Here is a 20,923-nt window from a genome sequence, read left to right as displayed (position 1 = left end):
TGGAAACTTTAAGGAAAAAAATAAGGCTGTCGAGATTTTCTCGACAGCCTGAAGCGCTCTAAACAGAGCGCTTTTTTATTTAGCATCCGCAAGGATCTGGTGGTGTGACCACAACTGGTCGTGTATTAATATCAATCGTATCTTCTGCATAAAATGTGGAACCGATGCTGATGGCTCGATTTTCTGCACGGAACGTGTATGTACCTGCAGCAGGGAGTACTTTATGTGAAAGCTTTAATGTATATTTGGAAATTCCAAGTAAATCCAGTCTGAGCGGAATACGAACGGTTTGTCCGTTGTTCAAAATGTAGCTGTCTTTTAATGCTTTACCATTCATAATGTCTTTCGTCGTTGCTTGGAAACCCTTTGGCAGAGTGAACTCAACCGCACCAAGACTTAGAACAGAATTTGGGCTGTACGTCAGCTCAATGTCAGAAAAAGACCATTCCTGCTTACTTGCTCCTGTGATTTTTGCGTAAAGTGCAGCTGGTTTTGCATTGGTTGTTGCTTTGCCGGCTTCCTCAGCAGATGCAGAAAGCGGTACAGACAGTGCCATAACCAATGTGAGCATCCCCATCATAAGAATCGTCCACGTTTTTTTCATTTTTTCCTTCCCCCTTGTTGAATATAGGTAAATAATAGATGATTACACCCATTATTTACCTATAATGTTACCATATTACCATATGGTATTAAATGGGATATTATACCCTTATTTTGTCATTCTTTAGTAATAGCGGGGAAATAGCGCATTTGGTTGATTCATTCCGTAATAATGGCCTGGCATTTGCTGGTTTGTTGGCATCATCATATGCATATCTTGATAACCATATGGATGGTGTGGCATCATCCCATATCCACCATAATGGCCTAGATGATGGTGATCCTTTATTGGAACATGCTTTGAAAAGGTATCATGCTGATTTGGGAACGGTGAATAAACTGAATGATGATGTGGATGGTGCGCGTTATACACATCTTTTTTGCCGCTATGATAATGGTTTGGCATATTCATATGATCATGCATGTTTGGCGCGACCATATGCTCATGATTGGCTGTATACACATTTTCAAATGTGTGATGGGGATTTTCTTGGTGATAATGATTCATTTGGCTGTTCATATCGTTCATGTATATCTCATCCTTTATGTCAGGTTGCCATATCCTATGAGACAGATCTGCTTCATGAGCCTATCCATATGAAAGAAAAAAACCGGCTTTTCAGCCGGGAAAAGGAAAAGCAGGTAAAGCGTCAAGCGTTAAATTGTGTAGCTGTGTCTTCTTCTGCGACGCTTTTTACATCTGCTGCAGACACTTTTAGGAAAATAACAGGGATCGTAGCTTCGAGAGGTATCCCAAAAATCGCTCTCAAACCATTTATCTTTTTTATGACAAAACTTTTTTTCTTTACATGGATCCTCATGGTAATGATCGTCATGCTTTTTATGGCAGTGTGAGTGGGAATGTTTGCACTTGCATTTGCACATTGTCATCCCTCCTAAATGTGACTCAATGCTAGTATATGCAAGAAAGAGTCATGAGGACTGGATGCTTCTGCTTCTTTTATAAAAAAAGGCTTTTTCTGAAAAAACTCAAATAAAAAGAATTGACTAGTGCTAAATTAACATGATAAAATATAAATTTTTATCCTCTGATGAAATGTGTTATAATGATATTGTGAATACTTTCGGAGGTGGCGGATTTGTTTCAAATAGGTGATAAAATTGTTTATCCAATGCATGGAGCCGGTGTGATTGAAGGAATGGAAGAAAAAGAGATTTTAGGTAAGACGCAGGAATATTTCCTGATTCAAATGCCGAATATGCAGATGATGGTCCCAAAAGGCAGAATCAATCAACTAGGTATACGTCCGGTAGCAGATCAAGCAACGCTGAAAGTTGTGATGAACAATTTTGCAGAAGAAACAAACGACGACACGCTTACTTGGAAGCAAAGATATGATGAAAATCTGAAAAAGCTAAAAACAGGTGCGATCGAAGATGGTGCAGACGTTGTCAAAGATCTAATGAGACGAAATCAGAAGAAAGCGTTAAATTCAAGTGAAAAGAAGATGCTTGAAGATGCAAGAGGCATGTTAGTGAGTGAGATTTCACTTGCACAGGGATTGACGCAAGATGAAGTGATGACAGCTTTAGAGAATGAATTAAGAATGTAATGATGATATACAGAGACTAGCTGTAAACTGAAGGGGACTACTTCTTTTGTTTACAGCTTTTTTGTTTGAAAAAAAGAGTAATATTGCCATTTTTGTAGGTGGTTTTAACTAAAATTGAAATGAGGTCATACGATTTAGTTTTTACGTTCACAACAAAAATTTAAAGACCTCTGAAATACCTAGATAACATTAAAAAACAGGTAACTTCTCCTGATTCATTCAAATGAGCCGGACAACCTTTGAATTTTCTAAGCCATTGATAGTAAAATATTGCGGTAAGATGACACCTAAGAGAAAAAAGGAGCGGTGAAATGAAAAGGTTACTAATATGTGGATTCATCTTTCTTATTCTGTGTACTCTTTTAATGGTGAAATGCAGCCATTCTGTTCAAGAAAAAAAAGAGCAAAAGCAGCATCATCAAGAGGTAGAAAAGTATCAAAAAGAGCGAAAACAAGGCGATCTATATGAAAACTTTAAACAGCTCGTACGATATGAAAGAGACGGTTATGAGATAGAATTTCACGAAAAGGGCGGAAGTGATTTACTTGTATTTTCTCCTCATGGAGGTGAAATTGAACCAGGAACAAGTGAAATTGTAGAAGCCTTTCAAGAAAAGTACTCTACGTATTTGTTCGAAGGTACAAAGCAAGACAATAACCGGGATCTGCATATCACGAGTACCAATTTTGATGAACCCATTTTGGTTCAAATGATTAAAACGTATCCTTTTTCAATTTCCATCCACGGCTATAAAAGTGATAAAAGACACACGCTCGTTGGCGGCACAAATGAAAAAATGCAAAGAGCAGTTGTACGAGAACTAAAAGATCGGGGATTTTCCGCAGAAATGGTACAAAAAGGCGAACGGCTTTCTGGTACAGACCCTAAAAATATAAATAATCGAAATGCGAGTGGTGAAAGCGTTCAGCTCGAAATTAGTACAGCGCAAAGAGAAGCTTTTTTTGACAATTTTGAGACGAGAAAGGGAAAGAAAAAAGAATTCAGACGCTATATTAATGCGTTAAAAGAAGTGCTCAGAGAATTCGACCCTTCTTCGTAAAAAAATTTGATGGGCAAAAGTACTCTATTTAAACTTGGTAAAAAAGATAGGAATATGCGATTTGAACATAGAATATGTAATAACTTACAATTTGCCTTAAAAACATAAATTATGTAAAATAATAGTTATCAGTTTGATATGATAGAATGGGGCTGAAGTGGATGGCACATAAAATACCATCTTCCGAAGTAGGTGTAAAAATCAATCAATGGTACACGCATATTTGCAAATTTGAAGTTGAACAGGCAAACGGCATGAAGCGCCTTGTTGAAGAAGAAATTCATGATATGGAAGAGGATCAAGATTTACTCCTATACTATTCTCTAATGGATTTTCGCCATCAAATGATGCTTCAGCACTTAGCGCCAGTCCATGCAGGGAGTGAAACGCTTCAAGCAGTGTCCTTTCCTAAAGAAATTGACGATGCAGAAGATGAGATGACGGGCTTACTCGGCTATTATTTTCATTTTTTTCATGGAATGTATGCGTTTATCCAGCGCCGCTATATCGAGGCCATTTCATATTACAAGCATGCTGAACATCAACTGATTTTAGTGACAGATGAGATTGAAAAAGCAGAATTTTACTATAAAATCGCAGAAGTTTACTATCATATGAAACAAACCTATTTCTCCATGCACTACGCTAAAAAGGCAAGAGACATCTACAAGAAACATCAGCTTTATGGAAAAAGAAGCATTCAATGTGATTTTGTCATGGCAGGTAATTGGATTGATGTTAATCAGTATCAAAAAGCGCTTCCTTATTTAGAAAAAGCGTTAAAGGTCTGTGAAGCGATGGAACAAAAAGAATGCACATCTTACTTTAAAGCGATGGCTCTTAATAACTTAGGCACTTGCCATTATAGTATGGGAACGTACCATACAGCGACTGTCTTTTTTGAACAAGCCATTTCACTTTATCAGAAAGATCAAGCATCCACGATGATCAAATCGTTGTTTTCACTTGCCCTTACTTGTTTTAAACTCGGAGATTTTCAGCGGGCGGGCGAGGCCATATCTATAGGAATGAAAGAAGCTTGTGTATTGGAAGATGAAATTTATCAGTTGAAATTCCAATTTTTGCAGGCGCTCTATATAGAGAATGACGGCTGTGAGCAATTGAGGTCGGCCCTTTTTGGTCTGAGAAATAAAAAAATGTTTGCTGATTTAGAGGAATTAGCACTTGATGCGGCTAATTATTATAAGGAACGCGACATGTACAAGGAATCCTCCACTTTTTTTGAGATTGTGATCGAAGCGCGTACGCACATTCAAAAAGGAGATGAGATGTATGAGAACGAAGCATAACATGTCAGCTACTCAAGTAGATGAAAGACTTCACACTTAAAAATGAGACAAACAACACCCTTTACGCAAAACGTAAAGGGCTTTTTTCTTTATTCTTTGATTGCTTTTTCTGCGTCAATTGCACCTGCTCCATAAATCATCGGGTCATCCATAGACCACTTGCTAGTATTTTCTTTTAACAGGGTTTTGACTTCATCTGGCGTTAAATCTGGTGAATGCTCTAACAGTAGAGCGCAAATACCAGCACAAATCGGTGTTGCCATCGATGTGCCAGATAACGTTGTATAATCCTCATCGACTCTGCTTGATTTATCGAGTTTATCCAGAAAGGATCTTGGTGATCTGAGAGAAACGATGTTTACGCCTGGTGCGAGGATATCAGGCTTTGCTTCCCCATAAACAGTTGGCCCTCTGCTTGAAAACGGTGCCACGACATCGTCACTTGATTCTGGTGTATTCCGGTCATCATAGGCTCCAACCGTAATGACTTTTTGACTGACAGCAGGGCTTGCAATCGTCTGGCTGTTAGGACCAGAGTTTCCGGCAGCGACGCATACAACAATCCCTTGATCCCAAGCCGCATTGACAGCACGCACCATTGGATCGTCCTGTTCGTCATCATAACGCTGCGCAGCTCCGCCTAGCGACATACTGATAATATGAATCGGATCATCAGGGTGGTCTTCGTTGAACTGTATGCACCATTCAACCCCTTCTATAATAGTAGAAAGTGATCCAGCCCCTTGTTTATTTAACACTTTCACGCCAATTAGATTTGCTTTTGGGGCAGGTCCTCTGTATAAGCCATCTGAAGCGGCTCCATCTCCAGCGACATCTCCCGCGCAGTGAGTACCGTGGCCATTATCATCATAAGGTTTTGTTTTTTGTTTGACGAAATCCACAAAATCTCGAATTCTTCCATCTAAATCTTCATGCGGATAAATTCCTGTGTCAATGACAGCGACCGTAATGCCTTCTCCGGTTAAAGTTGTCCCGTTTCGGGTGACTTCTTCAGCATGGCTCGCTTGTGTGGCTACATCCAGCAACGCATGAACTTTCCGGTCTAAATAAATTTTACGAATATGCTCACCGTTTGCTAATAGCTCCTCTAAAGCAGCAGGCGTTAAATCAGCAGCGCAGCAGTCGATATGTGAAAAATGCCGTTTTATATTTGTTTTTCTGCTTTTTTTCATGAACTGTTTTGTGCTTTGAATCCCTGCCTCGGCTGCACCTTCCTTAAATTCAATGATCACACGAAGCTTCTTTTTCTTCTTCAGCCTGCCTTCGAAAAAACGATGAAGAAAGCATGGCGTCCATTTAAAAGGTTTATAAAGGTGAAGAACGGTCTCTCTTAAAGGCTGATCTAGTTTACTAGCATGTGTTCTGACCATTTGCACCATAGAAAATCCAAACATGTGATGCCCTCCATTCCAGCTATCCATTCTCGTACACTCTTACGTTATGAGAATGAGAACTGCTTGGTTCGGATTCTTGTCCCTCCTTTTCTTTATATTGGCGGCTTGCTTAGTCTTTCAAAAAAAGAAAAGCGCTTACATTTTGTAAAATAATAGAAAAAGGTGGAAATCATATAGAATCTGCCGATGATAGGTGGGAGAGTTCTTCTGAGAGAACCAGTAAAACAAAGGATTTTGCAGAAAAAGGAGGGCTGTGGACAGGGTCAATGCTCATATAAATGTGATGCGTGACAGATGGAAAACATCAAATCCTTATCAAAAAAAGCCGAATTAAAGAAAACAGACTGGATAGGACTAGGTCATATTAAACATAACGTCATTTGTTTGTCATACTATTCTAACTCTGTTTTCAAAGAGGAGAGGCGTTTCTGTGTATATAAATGCAATTATCTTATTTTTGAGGAATCTCATGATCTAGAGTGTTATGATCAAACGTGAAGAGAAAATGTGGAAAAAATGATAAGAAATGATGATTCAATATAAATCATAGAAACGGCTTAGAAATCTGTTAAAGGAGAACGGGAATGAAGAAGTTTTTTGCTTTGCTTCTCCTGCTTGCGATCGGATGGGGCGTTTATTATACCATGCAAGCACAGGAACATGATGAGCCAGTGTCATCAGGTGGGGAAGACGAAAGCGGTTCAAATGATATTTATCGAAATTTTAAAGAACTTGAAGAAAACGAATCAACGAGCAGCTATAACATTACAGCCAACCCAGTGCCCGGCAGCCGCCTTCTTGTGATGTCACCTCATGGCGGGAGGATCGAAGGCGGCGTGAGCGAGATCGTCCATTTTTTTGACAATGATTTTTCGACGTATTTATTTGAAGGTCTAAGAGAGAATGCATCAGAACTTCATATTACAAGTACAAACTTTGATGAGCCAATCGGCGTCGCGCAGGCAAAAGCACATGATTACATTTTAGCAGTGCATGGATACAAAGGCGAGGAAGGAATTGACCATACTCTCGTCGGCGGAACAGATTACGACCGTGCAGAGAAAATTGTCAACTCATTAGAGCGGAACGGGTTTTCTGCTGAACTAGCTGTCGCACACGCAACCCTGAGCGGGACAAGCAATCATAATATTAATAATCTTACAAAAACAGGGCAGAGTGTGCAGCTTGAGATTAGTAGAAGTCAGCGTGAAGCTTTATTTGACAGTTTCGATTTTCGGAGGCGGTCAAGTACAAAAAACGAGACATTCTATCGTTATGTCAGGGCGATTCGGACAGTGCTGGATGAAGAATATACATAAGGGCTGTGCACATGTTAAGACAAGCAGTGGAATTCTTGTTACACTATGAACAGTGATAACAAAAGGAGAGACGGATATGGCGCGTCATCATTTTCATCTTCAGGCAAGCTGGCCCGGTCTGCGTAACGATGTGGGTACAATCGCATGTGAACAATTAAAAACAAAGATTTCGATTCCAAAGGAAATGGACGGTCCAGGTATTGGAACCAATCCAGATGAGATGCTCTTAGGTGCAGCGGCTACGTGTTATATCATTACACTTGCAGCCATGATGGAGCGAAGTCAATTAGAGAAAGAGGATTTATCGATGAGCTCTGAAGCCGTCGTAGATGTGACAAATGGCGTGTTTACTTATGAGGAAATCATTCATCGTCCTGTCATCACCCTCAAAGAGTCCGCTTCCGCACATGATATTGAGCTGGCCCGAAAGCTTGCGCATAAAGCCGAAAGCTCTTGTATGATTTCAAGAGCTGTTCAGGGGAATGTGAACATTTCCTTAGAAGAAACCATTCAAGTCGGCCGTTAAAACAAAAAAGTCATTTTCTCTTGAAATATGGAGAAAATGACTTTTTTTATGACGTCCATTCGGTTTGATCGAGTTGTGCGTTGGTTTCGTTCTTTTGCTTCTTGGACTGATTTAAGACAATCACGCCGCAGATGACAAGTGCAAGGCCGATGTAGCCTTTCGTGCTGATCGTTTCGTTAAACAGCACAAGTCCTACAAGAGCAGTGAGAGCTGTTCCAACGCCAGACCAGGTTGCATAGGCAGACGAGAGCTCGATGGTTTTAAGTGCCAAGCTCAGGAAAGTAAAGGCGCATCCAAATCCGATCAGTACCCCGATACTCGGCAGCAGCTGCGAAAAGCCTTGAGAAAGCTTCAGCATTGTACTGCCAAAAACCTCCGTCAAAATGGCTCCTGTTAAGTAGAGTATTCCTTTCATCATCTCCCACATCCTTTATGACATATTTAATAGTACGACCCCTGAGACAAGCATCGCCATGCCAATGACTGCTTTTTGGTTCAAGGTTTCTTTGAAAAAGAGCACGCCAAAAATAGCCGTGAGGACCGTACCAACCCCAGACCATGTTGCGTAAGACATGCTTAGCGGAATGATATTGAGTGTCAATGACAGCATATAAAAAGCAAGTGTATAGCCAGCCACAACAACCGCGCTAGGCTTCCAGCGCGTAAAACCATGAGATAATTTTAACATCGCGGCGCCAATGGCTTCTGAAAAAATGGCCACAGCCAAAAAAAGATATCCGAGGATCATGATCATCCCTCCTCTAATAGGTGTAAAATCCGATGAAGAAAAAGGGTTTTTATCCTCTCTTTTCAGCGGTTCAAGCTGAAATATTTCTGAAAACCAGCATGCTCTGCCATCTGCTGAAGGGAGAGCTGTCTTAATCCTTCTTATCAGGCGATGAGCTGCATCAAAATGGCTCTTTTGTGGTTTTAGACATAAAAAAAACACCTACTTTACTGAACAGTCGGTAAAGTAAATGTTAACCCATGAAAAAAGAGTGTGTCAATCGATTCATTTTATGAACGGATGTTTTCACTTAAACGTCATATTTAATACCAAGGGTATGGTCCATATGGCGGGTATGGCGGCGGATAAGGGTATCCATAGCCATATCCTGGCGCAAGCAGAGATCCAGCAAGCAGGCCTCCAGCAAAACCTCCTAAAAATGGAGGTCCAAAGAATCCAGGGCGTCCAAAGCCGAATCCAGGTCTCCCAAAGCCAAATCCGGGTCTCCCAAACCCAAATCCAGGGCGTCCAAAACCAAAAGGTCTTCTCATGTCTTCTTCTTGAATAAATGGAGGTGTATCAAAATAATTCATAATAAAAGGCTCCTTTCTCATAAAATCACTGTAACTGACATCAGTGTATTCCAGTTGCCTACAGATGTTTGGGTGGACGCCTAATATAAGGAGGAATGTTAGAAATGGGCCTGTATCCATCAGATTGGGCAAAATGTCCGCCGCATGCTCATGCATATAAAGCACGTACAGATGTAACGGAGGGGCATTATCATTTAATAGAAGGTATTTCTCAACCTGTAAATGGAAGCAGTACCGACCGGCATACTCATTTTTATCGGGGGATCACCTCCTTTGAAAGAGGGCATTTTCACAGGTACTACGGTATCACAGGGCCTGCAATTCCGAGAGTGGATGGAACACATTATCACGAGATTGAGGAAGTCACCTATTCTGCCTATCTCGATTCTGTTCCCATCCCATATGGAGGTGTCGTCTATAGTCCAGATGAGAAGCGGCCAACACATAAGCATCGTTTAAAAGGAAAAACATATGAAGTGGTTGGAAATGAACCGCTTGGCTGGTGATGGGCAGCATATAGGAGAGTAAGAAAAGTTATGCTATACTGTAGGCAGTTTTGTAAAAGTGAGTGATGTTATGAATAAAGCGAAGCAGCCAGTAATCGTGTTAGTAGGGCCGACGGCTGTCGGCAAAACCAAATTGAGCATTGATATAGCCAAAGCATTTAATGGAGAGATTATCAGCGGGGATTCTATGCAGATTTATAAAGGGATGGATATCGGAACAGCTAAAATCACTCCAGAAGAAATGAATGGCATCCCGCACCATTTAATTGATATTAAACAGCCGGACGAATCCTTTTCGACAGCTGAATTTCAGCAGCTGGTTCGTTCGAAAATCAAAGAGATTGCCGCTAGAGGGAAAACGCCAATGATTGTCGGCGGAACAGGCCTCTATATCCAATCTGTTTTATATGATTACACATTTACGGATGAGAAAAGTGATCCTGCTTTTAGAGAAGAAATGACGCTCTTTGAACAGCAGCACGGCGCGCTTTTGCTGCACGAAAAGCTAAAGGCAGTAGATCCTGATGCGGCAAACGCTATTCATCCAAATAACGTCCGCCGCGTGATCCGGGCGCTGGAAGTGATTCATACAACAGGTCAGAAAATATCGGAGATGCAAAACGGGCATCAAGAAGTTCCTCTTTATGATACAGCCTTCATTGGGCTGAAAATGGATCGAGAGGTTTTGTACGAGCGCATTCATCAAAGAATTGATATGATGATAGATGAGGGCTTAATTGAAGAAGTGAGAGCACTTTATCAATCTGGCTTGAAGGATTGCCAGTCTGTTCAAGCCATTGGTTATAAAGAGCTGTATGCCTATTTTCAAGGTGACTGCTCACTTGATGAAGCCATCGGGCAATTAAAGCAAAATTCCCGTAGATATGCGAAGCGTCAGTTCACGTGGTTCCGTAATAAAATGGCGGTCACTTGGTTTGATATGACACCGCCTTGCCACTTTTCAGACAAAAAAGAGGAAATTTTCGCATATATAGCAGGAAAGCTTGGACTTAAAGCGAAACTGTAGTTATCAGAATCAAGGAGGACGAAACATGAAACCGATTAATATTCAGGAGCAGTTTTTGAATCAGATCCGCAAAGACAATACATTTGTCACAGTATTCTTGCTGAATGGCTTTCAGCTTCGCGGTCAAGTGAAAGGGTTTGACAATTTCACGGTGCTGCTTGAAACAGAAGGGAAGCAGCAGCTTATTTATAAACACGCCATTTCTACATTTGCACCTCAAAAGAATGTAAATCTAGAATTAGAATAGGATATGTTGTATTTAAAATAGCCCCATGCCTCTGCGAATAAACCGGCCGGAACCCGCTACGTTTTTTGTCAGTGCAGAGGGGCTATTTTGCATGCAATGAAACTTTTCTGCCAATTTTCCGTATAATTCCTTATTGGATATTAGAAGGGTGAGGGGATTCATATGGAAAATGCAGAGCTTGAATTAAGAAGGATTAGAGTGATCCTCCTTTTGATTGGAATTGTTGTCTTGTTTGGATCGTGCGCTATCTCAAACATTGAAACGAGACAAGAAAGTTGGAATAACCATTCTCATGAAAATGCAGATGGAATTTTACCATCATCTGCTGCACTAAAAAATAATCATTTTGCAGTTGTGAAAGATGATCAAGTACATGTGTACCGGTTTGATGAAAAAGAAGGAGAGCTGACTCTCGTTACAACGAAATACATAGATGAATGGGACGACGAAGAATATGATGATGGCTCTGAGGAAGAAGAGTAAGCACGTAAATTTACAAATGAATGTGAAGCCGCTACACTATAATCATGCATCAGACATCTAGACAGAAAAGGATGAGTTCATGACACATAAAATTAAAATTAATCATTGGGAACAAACTTGTGAAGACGATTCCTGTTTCGAATATGGAACGAGTGTTTCTGTAAATGGGAAAGAATTAGTGAGAGAAGCTTCAATCGTTTCTGCGCTTGAAGCGGTGCTAAAAGAATTAGGTGTTGAAGTGGAAATTACAGAAGTGTCAGAAGATTTACAGTGCGATGCCTACAAAAAATAAAACAAAAAGTCTAGTCTACTAAGCGATTTTTTTTCGTGTTATGATAGATTTCGGTTTCAGTTGAATAGGGAGTAGAGCAGTCTATTTTTAGATCCTGTTCTGCTCTATTTATTTGAACGTACGAGTTCGGCTATGAAGGTTCGGCCGGGTTGGTTGATTTTTTTCGTTTCGAACATCTATATGTTGTGTTTTGAAAAAACATAGTATACTATATATAGTGAATAGCGAAATGATCAACAATACTAAAAACTAGGTCGTGATGGAATTGATTCAAATCGTATTTGATTCAAAAACAGGAAATGTTCAACGCTTTTTGGACAAGACCCCTTTTACAGACAAACGAAAATTGACTGGAGAAGAGTTTTTGGATACGCCGTTTATTCTCGTCACCTTTACGACAGGATTTGGACAAGTCCCTAGTACCACTCAGTCCTTTTTAGAGAAAAATGCTCACCTTTTACTAGGTGTTGCGGTGAGTGGCAACAAAGTGTGGGGAGATAATTTTGCAAAAAGCGCCGATACGATTTCTAAACAATATCAAGTTCCTATTTTGCACACCTTTGAACTAAGCGGAACAAAAAGGGATGTTGAATTGTTTACACAGGAGGTAGAAAGAATTGTCACAAAATCAGGTTCCAAAGTGGATACAATTAAATAACGAAATTATGATTCAAAAAGAAGGAAAGTTTCAGTTCGATAAGGACAAAGAAGCTGTACATAGTTATTTCGTAGATTACATTAATCAAAACACGGTCTTTTTTCATAATCTAGAAGAGAAGATTGATTACTTAATAGAAAACGACTACTATGAGGAAGAATTTTTAAGACAATATAGCATGGCAGATATTAAAGAAGTCTTTGAAGCTGCATATGCCAAAAAATTTAGATTCCCATCATTTATGAGTGCGTTTAAGTTTTACAATGACTATGCACTGAAAACAAATGATAAAAAGAAAATCCTTGAACGCTATGAAGACCGCATTTCAGTTGTTGCTCTTTTCTTTGCGGGTGGAGATAAAGAAAAAGCACTTGAGTTTGTAGAACTGATGATCAATCAAGAGTACCAGCCAAGTACACCAACCTTCTTGAACGCTGGACGTAAAAGACGCGGTGAGCTTGTGAGCTGCTTCTTGCTTGAAGTAAATGACTCACTAAACGATATTTCAAGAGCGATTGATATTTCCATGCAGCTGTCAAAATTAGGCGGCGGCGTCAGTTTGAACCTGTCAAAACTCCGTGCAAAAGGCGAAGCAATCAAAGATGTCGAAAACGCGACAAAAGGTGTTGTCGGCGTGATGAAGCTTCTTGATAATGCATTCAGATATGCAGATCAAATGGGGCAAAGACAAGGATCAGGCAGTGCCTACCTGAATATTTTCCACAGAGATATCAATGATTTCTTAGATACGAAAAAAATCTCTGCCGATGAAGATGTTCGCGTGAAAACTCTGTCCATCGGAGTCGTCATCCCGGATAAATTTATCGAGCTTGCTAGAGAAGATAAAACAGCTTACACTTTCTATCCGCATACAGTCTATAAAGAATATGGACAGCATCTTGATGAGATGGACATGGAAGAAATGTATGACGAGCTTGTAGAAAACCCGAAAGTCAAAAAAGAAAAAGTCAATCCGAGAAAGCTTCTTGAGAAATTGGCTGTTCTACGCTCAGAATCAGGCTATCCATATATCATGTTCCAAGATAATGTAAACAGAGAGCATGCCTTGAACCATATTTCACGAGTGAAATTCTCAAACCTTTGCTCAGAAGTTCTTCAGGCTTCAGAGGTTTCTTCTTACACGGACTATGATCAAGAAGATGAAATCGGTCTTGATATTTCTTGTAACCTTGGTTCATTAAATATTATGAATGTCATGAAAAACAAATCGATTGAAAAAACGGTCAAGCTTGCAACAGACTCACTAACGCTTGTGTCTGAAACAACGGACATTCGCAATGCACCGGCTGTTCGAAAAGCGAACAAAGCGATGAAGTCAATCGGACTTGGAGCGATGAATCTTCACGGGTATTTAGCTCAAAACCAAATTGCCTATGAAAGTGAAGAAGCAAGAGATTTTGCAAATACGTTCTTTATGATGGTGAACTATTATTCAATTAAACGCTCAAGTGAGCTTGCGAAAGAAAAAGGAGAAACATTCCATCGTTATGAAGGCTCTGGCTATGCAACTGGTGAGTACTTCAATAAATACGTGGAAAATGATTTCACACCAAAAACAGAAAAAGCAGCAGCACTATTTGAAGGCATGCACATTCCAACAAAAGAAGACTGGGCCGCACTCAAAGAATTTGTAGCGGAACATGGCATGTATCACAGCTATCGTTTGTGTATTGCACCAACAGGTTCCATTTCTTATGTTCAATCGGCAACAGCCTCTGTGATGCCAATTATGGAACGTATCGAAGAAAGAACATATGGCAACAGCAAAACCTATTACCCAATGCCAGGTCTTTCAGCACAAAACTGGTTCTTCTATAAAGAAGCGTACGATATGGACATGTTTAAAGTGGTCGATATGATCGCAACAATTCAGCAGCACGTGGATCAAGGAATCAGCTTTACACTATTCTTAAAAGATACGATGACAACGCGTGATTTAAACCGCATCGATCTTTATGCACACCATAAAGGCATTAAGACACTTTATTATGCAAGAACGAAGGATACAGGGCAGGAAGGCTGTCTTTCTTGTGTTGTTTGATTAAAGGAGAGTTTAACGTGACAAAAATTTATGATGCAGCCAACTGGTCAAAACACGAAGACGATTTTACACAAATGTTTTACAACCAAAATGTGAAGCAGTTCTGGCTTCCAGAAGAGATTTCCTTAAACGGAGATCTCTTAACATGGAAATATTTAGGTGAAAAAGAGCGAGATACGTACATGAAGGTACTTGCTGGACTGACTTTACTTGATACAGAACAAGGAAATACAGGAATGCCGATTGTTGCTGAACATGTGGACGGCCATCAGCGTAAAGCTGTACTCAACTTTATGGCAATGATGGAAAATGCGGTGCATGCGAAATCATACTCCAATATCTTCATGACACTCGCACCAACTGAAACGATCAGTGAAGTGTTTGAATGGGTCAAGAAGAATAAATTCCTGCAAAAGAAAGCAGATATGATTGTCAGTTTATACCGTTCGATACAAAAGGACGATCCTATTTCCCTCTTTAAAGCAATGGTTGCTTCTGTTTATTTAGAAAGCTTCCTATTTTATAGTGGTTTTTACTACCCGCTTTATTTCTATGGACAAGGAAAGCTCATGCAAAGTGGTGAAATCATCAACTTAATTTTGCGTGATGAAGCGATTCACGGTGTATACGTTGGATTATTAGCACAAGAAATTTACAACAAACAAACACCTGACGTGCAAAAAGAGCTGTATGATTTCTCAATTGACCTTTTAAACGAGCTTTATGAAAATGAACTTCATTACACTGAAGATATTTATGACCAAGTCAATTTATCGCATGATGTGAAAAAGTTCATTCGTTACAATGCCAATAAAGCGTTAATGAACCTTGGATTTGCCCCTTACTTTGAAGAAGAAGAGATCAACCCTATTGTATTGAACGGACTCAATACAAAAACAAAGTCGCATGACTTTTTCTCAATGAAAGGGAATGGCTACAAAAAAGCAACAGTTGAGCCGTTAAAAGATGACGACTTCTTCTTTGGAGATGAATCATAAGGAAAGCGTAAAAGTCAAAACGCATCACTCGTTTTGGCTTTTTGCCATTTCTAACAATGTGTTACATACTGGAGGTTACCGAACATGGGAAAAATGGACGAAATTATTTTAGTTGCACCACGCGCACGCGTGTTCCAAAACGAATCACTTGCGTTTAATGGTGTGAACAGTGAAGAGAAAACAATCAGCACCATTATGAAAGAAATCGAAGAGCACTTCGAGCAAATGCGAAGAGGCGATGCAGAAGAAAATCCTGACTTCAAGCAGCCGATTCCTTATGTCGTGATTAAGCGTGAGGACGAAGTATATGTATACGAAAGACTTCAAGGCGGGGGAGAGACTCGCTTACACCATAAGTTATCTCTTGGCTTTGGGGGGCATATGAATTTCATCGAAGGAAAAAACTTTGCTGAGATTCTAAAAGAAAATACAGATCGTGAGCTCGACGAAGAACTTTCTATTCAAGAAGAAGACAAACTTGAAATGAAAACCCTTGGTTTAATCAATGACGATGACAACAGTGTCGGCCGTGTGCACATCGGACTGTTATCAGCGCTTGAGCTATCTCCGGGTGCTCATGTGGAAGTAAAAGAAACAGATCAAATCTCAGGAAAATGGATGAAAGCAGCCGATTTGAAAAAGCCTGAATACTTCGATCGTCTTGAAACATGGTCTCAATTTGTCGTTAACATCTTAGCGTAAATGAATACACAACAAACCGGCTCAGCAGAAGACTTGAGCCGGTTTGTTTCGTTACAACAGCTTCAGCTTATTGGAAAACGAATGCGTCGTGACCAGCCTGCTTCAATCTTGCGACGAGATCATCTGCATTTTGCTTTGTACGGAAAGCCCCGGCCTGCACTCGGAACATGCCGCCGTCTAATACAACAAACGCGTCAAAGCCTTTGGATTTAAGTGTGGCTGCTAATTCATCTGCATTGGCTTTCACTTTGAAAGCTCCTGCCTGCACTTTATAAAGATTACTTGCTTTTTTTTTCAATTGAAAGGCTTCTTCTAGACCAGTCGCATGAGCGCGAGCGATGCCTTGAAGGAAGGTTGCGTTGCGGAGCTTATTAGCATCAGCTGCCGTATCGATGAAACCATTCTCTGTTAAAATAGCGGGCATAGAAGTTTCTCGAAGAACGTGGAAGTTCGCAGTTTTCTTGCCGCGGTTAGCAAAATCAACCGAGCGGACAATTTCATCATGAAGGGCATTGCGATACGTGGTGGTCGGTGCTGAAACGCCTGGATACACATAGCTTTCAAACCCTGTGCCCCCGCCAGCATTAATATGAATAGACACGAAATAGTCAGCCCCCCAGCTGTTTGCCGCATTCGTACGCTGGGACAAAGTGACGGATTGGTCAGTTGAACGACTTAAGCGGACGGAAACCCCATCATATTCACTAATCAAAATGTCTCTCAATAAAAGCGCGATTTGAAGTGTTATATTTTTCTCCAAAAGTCCATTAGCACTAGCTCCAGAATCTGTTCCTCCGTGGCCAGGATCAATAAAAATTTTCACCATCTATTCATCACCTCGTCTTTATTTTATGAGAAAATAGAAGAATTGCCTGTACAAAATGCGGAAATCATTGAGACTCTTTTCTGCATCATTTGTGATCAAAGCTACATTTTTCTAAGAAAAAGCAAATTGTTGGTTTGTCCGCCCAAACGGGATGAATACAATGGAAATAGCACATCATTTCCTGGGAAACCGCAGAAATCCCTACAATATTCGGTATCTCGGGTCATTTTGACAGCAAACTTGGGCTTAAGCGGGCGATTGTCACGATTACAGCTCCACCCGAATAGAATAAAGAGAGAAGAGCGAGAGGTGAATACGTTGGAGCGAGCTGTCACATATAAAAACAACGGCCAAATCAATATTATACTTAACGGACAAAAGCAAGTATTGGTTGATGCAGACTCTGAGGCTGAATATCTGGAAGCCTTGCAAAAAAATGAGGCAAAACACAGCATCTTACGGGAAATAGAGCGTGAAATGAACAGCCTTGTCGGTATGGATGAAATGAAACGAAACATAAAAGAGATTTATGCTTGGATTTTTGTTAATCAAAAGCGGCAGGAACAAGGGTTAAAGGTAGGAAAGCAGGCGCTTCATATGATGTTCAAAGGAAATCCTGGCACAGGAAAAACCACAGTTGCAAGACTTGTCGGGAAGCTTTTCTTTGAAATGAATGTGCTCTCAAAGGGTCACTTAATTGAAGCAGAACGCGGTGATCTTGTTGGAGAGTACATTGGTCATACAGCGCAAAAAACAAGGGATTTAATTAAAAAATCACTAGGTGGTATTTTGTTCATTGACGAAGCCTATTCTCTTGCACGCGGAGGAGAAAAGGATTTTGGAAAAGAGGCGATTGATACCCTTGTAAAACATATGGAGGACAAACAGCACGAATTCATTCTCATTCTTGCTGGCTACTCCAAGGAAATGGATCATTTTCTTTCTTTAAACCCCGGCCTGCAATCAAGATTTCCAATCAACATCAGCTTTCCTGATTATACAGTCGATCAGCTCATGGATATTGCAAAACGAATGATGGCAGACAGAGAATATGTATTTACACAAGAAGCCGAATGGAAGCTGCGGGATTATTTAATGCACATTAAAAGTACCACAAGCCCGGCAAAATTCAGCAACGGCCGGTTTGTGCGAAACACCATTGAAAAAGCCATACGAACCCAGGCGATGAGACTGCTTCTTGTGGATCATTATGATAAAAAAGATCTGCTGACCATTAAAAGTCACGATCTTCAAATGAAAGAGGATACGCCTTCTTGAAATGGCGTATCCTTTTTATAAAGAGTCACTAAAATAAACCATCCGAATAGTGGTATACGTGTGATGTGTTTGGTATGATGGTACTACTGAAAACTTAAGTGCAGAAAGGAAACAACTAACGTTGAATGAACATGAAATGACTGAAAAAGCGATCCTTGTCGGCTGCCAATTGCCGCATGTAACGGATGAACGCTTTCAATACTCAATGGAAGAATTAGCTTCCTTAACCAAAACGGCTGGCGGTGAAGCTGTCAGCGTGATGACGCAGAAGAGAAATAGACAAGACAGCGCAACGTATATTGGTAAAGGGAAAGTAGAAGAACTTGAAGTGCTTTGCGAGGAACTCGAATGTGATGTCATTATTTTTAACGACGAGCTTTCTCCGAGCCAGCTAAAAGCTTTGGCGACTGCTTTAGATGTGAAAATTATTGATCGTACGCAATTGATTTTAGATATCTTTGCAAAAAGAGCCCGTACAAGAGAGGGGAAGCTGCAAATAGAGCTTGCCCAGCTTCAGTATGCCTTGCCGAGACTAAGTGGACAAGGGATCAGCCTTTCAAGACAAGGGGGCGGAATTGGCGCAAGAGGTCCAGGTGAAACAAAACTTGAAACAGACAGACGCCATATTCGAAACCGCATTCACGAAATTAACGGGCAGTTATCTGCAGTCAAAGAACACCGCACAAGATACCGAGAGCGCCGAAAGAAAAATGGTGTGTTCCAAATTGCCATTGTCGGGTATACGAATGCCGGAAAATCAACTTTGTTTAACCAATTAACAGAAGCGGATAGTCATGAAGAGGACCTGCTGTTTGCGACACTTGATCCAATGACACGTAAGATGACATTAGAATCTGGCTACAGTGTGCTGATTTCAGATACAGTTGGCTTTATCCAAGACCTTCCGACCACACTGATTGCCGCATTTCGTTCCACCCTTGAAGAAGTGAAGGAAGCCGATTATTTGCTTCATGTCATCGACTCTTCTAATGAGGATTATGAAGGGCACGAACGAACGGTTCATGAGCTTTTAGAAGAATTAGAAGCGGACCGTATTCCGATGCTGACTGTTTATAACAAGGAAGATCAAATTAGACCAGATTTCATCCCATCTTCAAAGCATCGCCACATCTTAATCAGTGCTAAGCGCAAAGAAGATGTAAAAAGGTTAAAAGCGGATATTATGGCTGAGCTGAAAAAAGCCTTTTTAAAGCCATATCATGTAAAGATTCCAGCGCATGAAGGCAAGCTCATCTCCGCATTAAAATCAGAAACGCTTGTGGAATCACTAGAATTTCAAAAAGAAGCAGAGATTTATGACATCACCGGATTTAGTGGTGAGGATCAGACCATTTTAGGTCAAATCAAGAAGTATATGTTGGAAAGGAATTAAATCAAGATGTTTCACACATTAAAACACGGCAGTATTTTAGAAAAAGCAGCAGCAGAAACAGAACAAGAGATTTTACACGTGCATCAGCAAATTGATCAAAAGAGCGAACAAAATGAGTGGCGGGTGCTTGAAAGCTATCGAAAGCACAAAGTCAGTGACTCTCACTTTAATCCAACAACTGGATATGGCTACGATGATATGGGGAGAGACACATTAGAAAAGATTTATGCGGATGTCTTCGGAGGAGAAAGTGGGCTTGTGCGTCCGCAGATCATTTCCGGCACACACGCAATTTCCATTGCCTTATTTGGTGTGCTGAGACCTGGCGATGAATTGATCTATATGACGGGAAAACCATACGATACGCTAGAAGAAATTGTCGGGATTCGCGGGAAAGAAGGGACAGGCTCATTAAAAGACTTCCAGATTGACTACAAAGCCATTGATTTACGACAAGATGGATCCGTCGATTATGAGAAAGTAAAAGAGTCGATTTCCTCTAAAACAAAAGTCATCGGCATTCAGCGTTCAAAAGGCTATGCGTCAAGACCATCCTTTACTATAGAAGAAATTGAGCAAATGATTTCATTTGTGAAAGAGATGAATGAAGAAATCATTGTGTTTGTAGACAACTGTTATGGTGAATTTACTGAATTACAAGAGCCGTGTCATGTCGGAGCTGACCTCATGGCCGGTTCACTCATTAAAAACCCAGGCGGTGGCCTTGCCAAAACAGGCGGCTACATCGTTGGAAAAGAAAAATGGGTAGAAGCTTGCTCTTATCGAATGACATCTCCAGGCATCGGCAGTGAAGCGGGTGCATCGCTGTATGCGCTCCAAGAAATGTATCAAGGCTTTTTCTTGGCGCCGCATGTTGTCGCTCAAAGCTTAAAAGGCGCAGTGTTTACGGCTCGTTTTCTTGAGAAGCTCGGATTCCAAACAAACCCAGCGTGGAATGCGAAAAGAACGGATTTGATTCAATCAGTCGAATTTGGAGATCCTAAAAAAATGATTGCGTTCTGTCAGGCAATCCAGTATGCATCTCCGATTAACAGTCACGTCACACCACATGCAAGCTATATGCCGGGCTACGAGGACGATGTCATTATGGCAGCGGGCACCTTTGTACAAGGGGCCAGTATCGAATTATCAGCCGATGGTCCGATCAGACCGCCTTATACTGCCTATGTTCAAGGCGGACTCACGTATGCCCATGTGAAAAATGCGATTTGCAGTGCTGTCGATGCCTTATTGGAACAAGGTTTTATTGAAGTACCTGCTCAATAAAAAAATCCATGTTAATATTCCTAACATATTGTTGAC

At 40.6% G+C, this 20,923-nt stretch carries 25 protein-coding genes; 18 read left to right on the top strand and 7 right to left on the bottom strand.

Translation table 11 applies throughout. The features are described from left to right. Positions 1–79: 79 nt before the first annotated feature. Positions 80–604, bottom strand: coding sequence for a biofilm surface layer hydrophobin BslA (gene bslA, locus AWT60_RS16820; RefSeq protein ID WP_024424102.1), 525 nt, complete (start codon positions 602–604; stop codon positions 80–82). A 123-nt stretch (positions 605–727) separates the two neighbouring features. Then, positions 728–1,132 carry a hypothetical protein gene (locus tag AWT60_RS16815; RefSeq protein ID WP_218677511.1) on the bottom strand — a complete coding sequence of 135 codons (405 nt, stop codon included), beginning with the start codon at positions 1,130–1,132 and terminating at the stop codon, positions 728–730. Positions 1,133–1,200: 68 nt separating this feature from the next. Between AWT60_RS16815 and AWT60_RS16810 the strand changes: the two genes are divergently transcribed. From AWT60_RS16810 to AWT60_RS16795, 4 genes are all read left to right on the top strand, one after another. Next, positions 1,201–1,458: a hypothetical protein gene (locus AWT60_RS16810; protein WP_155762191.1), complete on the top strand. Its 258-nt coding sequence runs from the start codon at positions 1,201–1,203 to the stop codon at positions 1,456–1,458. Positions 1,459–1,703: 245 nt separating this feature from the next. Further along, on the top strand, positions 1,704–2,177 hold the full coding sequence (locus tag AWT60_RS16805; protein WP_024424099.1) for a CarD family transcriptional regulator: 474 nt from the start codon (positions 1,704–1,706) through the stop codon (positions 2,175–2,177). Between the two features lie 311 nt (positions 2,178–2,488). Continuing rightward, positions 2,489–3,238: a poly-gamma-glutamate hydrolase family protein gene (locus AWT60_RS16800; RefSeq protein ID WP_218677510.1), complete on the top strand. Its 750-nt coding sequence runs from the start codon at positions 2,489–2,491 to the stop codon at positions 3,236–3,238. Between the two features lie 161 nt (positions 3,239–3,399). Then, on the top strand, positions 3,400–4,548 hold the full coding sequence (locus AWT60_RS16795) for a Rap family tetratricopeptide repeat protein (RefSeq protein ID WP_218677509.1): 1,149 nt from the start codon (positions 3,400–3,402) through the stop codon (positions 4,546–4,548). Between the two features lie 89 nt (positions 4,549–4,637). Here the strand turns inward: AWT60_RS16795 and AWT60_RS16790 are convergent, their stop codons facing one another. Further along, positions 4,638–5,963 (bottom strand): S8 family peptidase, encoded by a 1,326-nt coding sequence (locus tag AWT60_RS16790; protein WP_218677508.1) that lies wholly within the window; start codon positions 5,961–5,963, stop codon positions 4,638–4,640. A 584-nt stretch (positions 5,964–6,547) separates the two neighbouring features. Here AWT60_RS16790 and AWT60_RS16785 point away from each other — a divergent pair. Further along, a complete protein-coding gene (locus tag AWT60_RS16785; RefSeq protein WP_024427035.1) occupies positions 6,548–7,282 on the top strand; it encodes a poly-gamma-glutamate hydrolase family protein in 735 nt (244 codons plus the stop codon). Positions 7,283–7,358: 76 nt separating this feature from the next. Then, positions 7,359–7,808 (top strand): OsmC family protein, encoded by a 450-nt coding sequence (locus AWT60_RS16780; RefSeq protein WP_024427036.1) that lies wholly within the window; start codon positions 7,359–7,361, stop codon positions 7,806–7,808. Positions 7,809–7,854: 46 nt separating this feature from the next. Here AWT60_RS16780 and erbB read toward each other — a convergent pair whose 3' ends face one another. From erbB to AWT60_RS16765, 3 genes are all read right to left on the bottom strand, one after another. Next, positions 7,855–8,223: an SMR family multidrug efflux transporter EbrB gene (gene erbB, locus AWT60_RS16775; RefSeq protein WP_087975678.1), complete on the bottom strand. Its 369-nt coding sequence runs from the start codon at positions 8,221–8,223 to the stop codon at positions 7,855–7,857. Between the two features lie 15 nt (positions 8,224–8,238). Further along, a complete protein-coding gene (gene erbA, locus AWT60_RS16770) occupies positions 8,239–8,556 on the bottom strand; it encodes an SMR family multidrug efflux transporter EbrA (RefSeq protein ID WP_024424092.1) in 318 nt (105 codons plus the stop codon). A gap of 302 nt (positions 8,557–8,858) precedes the next feature. Beyond that, positions 8,859–9,128 carry a hypothetical protein gene (locus AWT60_RS16765; protein WP_041109145.1) on the bottom strand — a complete coding sequence of 90 codons (270 nt, stop codon included), beginning with the start codon at positions 9,126–9,128 and terminating at the stop codon, positions 8,859–8,861. 104 nt (positions 9,129–9,232) lie between these two features. Here AWT60_RS16765 and AWT60_RS16760 point away from each other — a divergent pair, with 104 nt between their 5' ends. The 9 genes from AWT60_RS16760 to AWT60_RS16720 all read left to right on the top strand — a co-directional run bounded on the left by AWT60_RS16760 (position 9,233) and on the right by AWT60_RS16720 (position 16,103). After that, positions 9,233–9,634, top strand: a complete 402-nt coding sequence (locus AWT60_RS16760) for a YmaF family protein (protein ID WP_034623557.1) — start codon at positions 9,233–9,235, stop codon at positions 9,632–9,634. Between the two features lie 70 nt (positions 9,635–9,704). Further along, positions 9,705–10,661 carry a tRNA (adenosine(37)-N6)-dimethylallyltransferase MiaA gene (miaA, locus tag AWT60_RS16755; protein WP_076839621.1) on the top strand — a complete coding sequence of 319 codons (957 nt, stop codon included), beginning with the start codon at positions 9,705–9,707 and terminating at the stop codon, positions 10,659–10,661. Between the two features lie 25 nt (positions 10,662–10,686). Next, positions 10,687–10,908 (top strand): RNA chaperone Hfq, encoded by a 222-nt coding sequence (gene hfq / locus AWT60_RS16750; protein WP_024424088.1) that lies wholly within the window; start codon positions 10,687–10,689, stop codon positions 10,906–10,908. Positions 10,909–11,070: 162 nt separating this feature from the next. Further along, complete coding sequence (locus tag AWT60_RS16745) at positions 11,071–11,391, top strand: YmzC family protein (protein WP_041109150.1); 321 nt, start codon at positions 11,071–11,073, stop codon at positions 11,389–11,391. Positions 11,392–11,470: 79 nt separating this feature from the next. Further along, positions 11,471–11,683, top strand: a complete 213-nt coding sequence (locus tag AWT60_RS16740) for a hypothetical protein (RefSeq protein ID WP_003212415.1) — start codon at positions 11,471–11,473, stop codon at positions 11,681–11,683. 265 nt (positions 11,684–11,948) lie between these two features. After that, entirely contained in the window at positions 11,949–12,341 is a 393-nt protein-coding gene (nrdI, locus tag AWT60_RS16735; RefSeq protein ID WP_008360380.1) for a class Ib ribonucleoside-diphosphate reductase assembly flavoprotein NrdI, read from the top strand. Next, positions 12,301–14,403, top strand: coding sequence for a class 1b ribonucleoside-diphosphate reductase subunit alpha (nrdE, locus tag AWT60_RS16730; RefSeq protein ID WP_024424086.1), 2,103 nt, complete (start codon positions 12,301–12,303; stop codon positions 14,401–14,403). Before nrdI ends, nrdE begins: the two co-directional genes overlap by 41 nt. Before the next feature lie 17 nt (positions 14,404–14,420). Next, complete coding sequence (gene nrdF, locus AWT60_RS16725; RefSeq protein WP_024424085.1) at positions 14,421–15,401, top strand: class 1b ribonucleoside-diphosphate reductase subunit beta; 981 nt, start codon at positions 14,421–14,423, stop codon at positions 15,399–15,401. Positions 15,402–15,485: 84 nt separating this feature from the next. Continuing rightward, positions 15,486–16,103: a hypothetical protein gene (locus tag AWT60_RS16720; protein ID WP_076839623.1), complete on the top strand. Its 618-nt coding sequence runs from the start codon at positions 15,486–15,488 to the stop codon at positions 16,101–16,103. A 67-nt stretch (positions 16,104–16,170) separates the two neighbouring features. Here AWT60_RS16720 and AWT60_RS16715 read toward each other — a convergent pair whose 3' ends face one another. Then, complete coding sequence (locus tag AWT60_RS16715; RefSeq protein ID WP_024427042.1) at positions 16,171–16,929, bottom strand: N-acetylmuramoyl-L-alanine amidase; 759 nt, start codon at positions 16,927–16,929, stop codon at positions 16,171–16,173. Between the two features lie 318 nt (positions 16,930–17,247). Between AWT60_RS16715 and spoVK the strand changes: the two genes are divergently transcribed. From spoVK to AWT60_RS16700, 3 genes are all read left to right on the top strand, one after another. Further along, entirely contained in the window at positions 17,248–18,207 is a 960-nt protein-coding gene (gene spoVK, locus AWT60_RS16710) for a stage V sporulation protein K (protein WP_024424083.1), read from the top strand. A 121-nt stretch (positions 18,208–18,328) separates the two neighbouring features. Next, a complete protein-coding gene (hflX, locus tag AWT60_RS16705) occupies positions 18,329–19,600 on the top strand; it encodes a GTPase HflX (RefSeq protein ID WP_120206981.1) in 1,272 nt (423 codons plus the stop codon). Positions 19,601–19,606: 6 nt separating this feature from the next. Further along, positions 19,607–20,887, top strand: coding sequence for a methionine gamma-lyase family protein (locus AWT60_RS16700; protein ID WP_041109157.1), 1,281 nt, complete (start codon positions 19,607–19,609; stop codon positions 20,885–20,887). The last annotated feature ends 36 nt before the right edge of the window (positions 20,888–20,923 follow it).

The sequence above is a fragment of the Bacillus sp. F2HM genome, from assembly GCF_019266135.1.
Classification (GTDB): domain Bacteria; phylum Bacillota; class Bacilli; order Bacillales; family Bacillaceae; genus Bacillus; species Bacillus safensis.
The sequence above is the reverse complement of the archived record's forward strand: the minus strand, read 5'-3'. Positions and strand labels throughout refer to the sequence as shown.